Below are 4,065 nucleotides of genomic sequence, written 5' to 3' on the forward strand. Positions count from 1 at the left end.
ACTGATAACTGATAACTGATAACTGATAACTGATAACTGATAACTGATAACTGATAACTGATAACTGATAACTGATAACTGATAACTGATAACTGATAACTGATAACTGATAACTGATAACTGATAAATTAGGGGGTTTTTTGTAAATCGGGACGTTCTTCCGGCAGAATTGCACCTTCGACGGGGCATACTTGTAAACAGATACCACAGTCGATACAAGTGGCAAAATCAATCCAATACCAATCGGTTCCTTTAACATTTTTACCTGGTCCTGGATGGATACAAGCAACAGGACAAGCGGAAACGCAATCGGCAACCCCTTCACAAATTTCAGTGACGATCGAATGTGGCACAGTGTTTTCTCCTCTAATTCTTAACATTACTTTACCACTTTTAGTCGCTGCCGCGCCAGGATCGGAGCATTGTTAGGAAACTTTCCCTTAATTCCCTAAAACATTGGGAGTTTTTTCTTGATCTTAGCAAGAAGTAAAATAGAAGTTTTCGATAGGTTTTTTACTATTCCCTTACGGGAGGACAAATAGTTAATTTCTTCCCGTAATTCCTGATTATTTTTCTGGAGATAGTTATAATTATTATCTAATTCTTTTAGGGATATTCCCATCCCTTGCATAGTATGATAATCTTGCTGTTGTTTCAGATACATTGTCTGTTGTGCTTCCTGTAATTTTCTTAACTCTAACCAGACTTGATTCTGACTTGATTCCTTAGTTTCACTGAGCGCATACCAGAGAAAATCAGTGATTTCTTCCGCTATTTTTTGATTAACTTCAAAAAACTCGATAATATCAATTTGTTCCCTGGAAATTTTTGGGTATAACCTTCTTAAATCTTGGGCAATATCAGAGGAAAAAGCGATGATTCTAGAAGCGGATAAAATTGCATAGTGTTTTTCTAAATTCACTGGTAAATTGCCGTTTTCTTCTGGGAACTCAGAAGCAAGAAAAAGTAGAGAAGGAGTGGTTAAGGGACTGGTATAAAAAGTGGAAATAAATAAATTAGCCTGTAGGCGATCGCAAATAGCTTGGACTTTTCTGGCATCCTTTCCCGTACAATTATAATCGTAGGATTCTGCGGGCCAATATTTAAATTCTTCCCATCTTGGTGCGCTGTTATTTCTATCTAAAATAACAATGTGTTGACTCAATTCTAATTGACTCCAATGCTCTAGAATTGAAGACCAAACCCCGGCTAATTTTCCTTGATCGATTTGAAAAATTACGCCATCAATAACAATAATTGGGGGTTTCTTCTGGGAGATAGCTTGAATTGTTTGTAATTTTTCTCGCTCCTCTTCCTGTAAAATTATGCCTAAATCTTCCATCTTAACTGGATTAGGTTTAATTTCTATATCCTTAATGTCTGGGTGAGGAATTTCATAGATTTTACACACTTGATAATGTTCCTGTAATGCTTGACCATTACTGCCATGTTCTAAGCCTTGGAGATTTAAATAATATAAGCCTAAAATCTCAGGAATCAAAGCCATTTTTTCCCCTTGACTGCCGATTCTTAACCAAAATTCGTAATCACCAGCACAGCGAAAATTTTCCTGAAAATAACCATATTTATGGTGCAGCATTTTTCGCCACATTGGTTGAGAACCCACACAACAACCTTGACGCATCTGTTGATAGGAGTAATTTGGCCAATTCCAATGTTTTAAAGCTGGGGTAGTGGCAAAAGTATCATTTTTGATTGTAGTAATTAATTGATTGGCATAAACTAAACTAATCTCTCTATTATTATCTAGATAATTAGCCATAATTTCCAGAGCATTAAAACAGCGACGATCATCAGTATTCCCATTGGTGAGATAGGAACCCCTAGCTAGTTTAATAGCACGATTCCAAGCGCAGTAGAGGGTTTCTCGTTCTCTAGTTCTCTGGTAAATAATATTAGGATAATTTTCTTGAAACTCTTGGATAATCTCCCCTTCATTCTCTGGAGAAGCACTATCGATAATAATAATTTCTAATTCTCCCTTTTCGTAAAGAGTTTGAGTAACTAAATCCTCTAAACAACCCCGGATAAACTCCGCTGATTTATAGGTAGAAACAATTACGGAAACTTTGATACTCTGCACTGGTATAGAGTTATTATAACTAGGATTCATCGGCTTATCTGATCGCAATTCAAGACAGAAAAATTTTTTGATAATTTTGAAAAAGAAGATTTTAAGACTCTATATTCGATCGGGAGAATTGTCAAGATGTTATCGACTTTTACTGAAGATACCAGTTTATTTACCTTTGGCTTGTTACTTGGCATAATAAAAAACTATAATGGGAAGGCTGTGGAAAATGAGCAACAATGACCGTATCTTCCTCCCTAGACTGGCTAACCCGTGGCACCAGTGACCTATTCCCCCATCAACCCGACTCCCAAGAGCCTAGGGAAAATTTAACCCAACTACTGCAAACTACCGATCGCCCTTTAAGAATTAAACTAGGTATTGACCCCACCGGCAGCGATATTCACCTAGGTCATAGTATCCCTTTTCGGAAACTGCGTGCTTTCCAGGATGCTGGTCATGTAGCAGTGGTGATTATTGGTGATTTTACCGCTAGAATCGGCGATCCGACGGGAAAATCGGAAGTTAGAAAACAATTGACGAGCGAAGAAGTGAGAGCTAATGCCGAGAATTATCTGGCACAATTACGCCCAATTTTAGATTTTAACACCCCTAATCGCCTAGAAATTCGCTATAACTCGGAATGGTTGGGGAAATTAGACCTCTCGCAAATTCTCGAACTCCTCTCCACCATGACCGTCGGGCAAATGTTGGCAAAAGAAGGCTTTTCCGAACGCTACGACCAGGAAAACCCGATTTTTCTCCATGAATTTCTCTATCCCTTAATGCAGGGTTATGATTCCGTCGCTGTCGAGGCCGATGTCGAATTGGGAGGAACCGATCAAAAATTTAATATTGCCGTCGGTCGCGATTTACAGAAATATTTCGGCAAAAAACCGCAATTCGGGTTACTTTTACCGATTTTAATCGGAACCGATGGCAGTCAAAAAATGTCCAAATCCCTGAATAATTATGTGGGATTGCGGGAATCGGCCCTGTCCATGTACTCGAAACTGGAAAAAACCCCCGACGCTTTGTTAAAAGATTATTACGAACTATTGACAAATTTGCCCTTAGATGCTATTGCGAGCAATCCGCGGGAGGCACAAAAACAACTGGCGATCGAGGTAGTTGCCCAGTTTCACGGAGAAGAGGAGGCATTAAAGGCACAAAAAACGGCGCAGGAGATAGTTCTACAGGGAAATACGGCAGCAGCCGCTTCTGTACCCGAATTTTCCCTAGCAGCGGTCACTTTTCCCCTGAAATTATTCTATCTTCTCTCGGCCACCAGCTTATGCAAAAGTAGCGGCGAAGGGAGAAGACAGATTCAGGGGGGTGCGGTGAGGATCGATAGCGAGAAAATCACCGATGTGGACAAAAGTTTTGAGACAGCCGAAGCTTTAACGGGAAAAGTCCTACAGGTGGGCAAAAATAAATTTATTCGCTTTGTCGCTTAAATAGGCGAAAAAGTCCCTATTCGGCGGCTTTTTCCAGGATTTCTACTTCAAAATCTCGAAAATGGGCTTTAAACTTTTTACTGAACTCGACGAGGACGGGTAGGTTGGCGCTAACCGGCCTACCACGCCATTCGGTGACAATCCCTTTCACCTCTCCTTCTAATCCTTTCACGTCAAAAGGATCCGATTTGTGTTCAGGATGGTGATAAACTACCACGGACTCAATTACACGAACTCGATCGCCAACTTTCATAAACTCTCTAGCGAAGACAAACGCCTATTGTATCTTTGAAGACAATCTTATCATTGTACGCCGTATCAGGGAACGGGGAACTGAAAACTCTTAAGATTGAAACCTAGAGCTTGAGCTTTTTTCTCCAGATAAGCGTCACCTGTTGTGCAAGGCTGACGGCTAAAACACTGATAACTAGGGCTTGCTGAAAAAATCTAAAAACTTTGTTGGATAAGGCTTTTAGAGTTTTTGTCAATCAAAAAGTACCAGGCATGGGAGTGATC

The 4,065-nt window shown here is 39.9% G+C and carries 4 protein-coding genes; 1 reads left to right on the forward strand and 3 read right to left on the reverse strand.

The window, feature by feature from the left end:
* Positions 1-128: 128 nt before the first annotated feature.
* The gene (locus IQ242_RS18360) at positions 129-353 is read right to left on the reverse strand and encodes a ferredoxin family protein (RefSeq protein ID WP_190357992.1); all 225 of its coding nucleotides are present in this window, start codon (positions 351-353) and stop codon (positions 129-131) included.
* Between the two features lie 95 nt (positions 354-448).
* Positions 449-2,134: a glycosyltransferase gene (locus tag IQ242_RS18365; RefSeq protein WP_193960961.1), complete on the reverse strand. Its 1,686-nt coding sequence runs from the start codon at positions 2,132-2,134 to the stop codon at positions 449-451.
* Between the two features lie 197 nt (positions 2,135-2,331).
* Between IQ242_RS18365 and tyrS the strand changes: the two genes are divergently transcribed.
* Positions 2,332-3,549 (forward strand): tyrosine--tRNA ligase, encoded by a 1,218-nt coding sequence (gene tyrS / locus IQ242_RS18370; protein ID WP_193960962.1) that lies wholly within the window; start codon positions 2,332-2,334, stop codon positions 3,547-3,549.
* 16 nt (positions 3,550-3,565) lie between these two features.
* On the opposite strand, the gene IQ242_RS18375 is transcribed toward tyrS, so the two are convergent.
* Positions 3,566-3,802, reverse strand: coding sequence for a ferredoxin-thioredoxin reductase variable chain (locus tag IQ242_RS18375; RefSeq protein ID WP_193960963.1), 237 nt, complete (start codon positions 3,800-3,802; stop codon positions 3,566-3,568).
* Between the last annotated feature and the right edge of the window lie 263 nt (positions 3,803-4,065).

Origin of the sequence: Microcystis sp. LEGE 08355 (assembly GCF_015207185.1) — a bacterium.
In the GTDB taxonomy this organism is placed as follows: Bacteria; Cyanobacteriota; Cyanobacteriia; order Cyanobacteriales; family Microcystaceae; genus Microcystis; species Microcystis panniformis.

What these genes read in the sequence shown, in the direction of transcription:
- IQ242_RS18365 (WP_193960961.1), bottom strand. Translation starts at nt 2,134, where the DNA reads ATGAATCCTAGTTATAATAACTCTATACCAGTGCAGAGTATCAAAGTT.
- tyrS (WP_193960962.1), top strand. Translation starts at nt 2,332, where the DNA reads ATGACCGTATCTTCCTCCCTAGACTGGCTAACCCGTGGCACCAGTGAC.
- IQ242_RS18375 (WP_193960963.1), bottom strand. Translation starts at nt 3,802, where the DNA reads ATGAAAGTTGGCGATCGAGTTCGTGTAATTGAGTCCGTGGTAGTTTAT.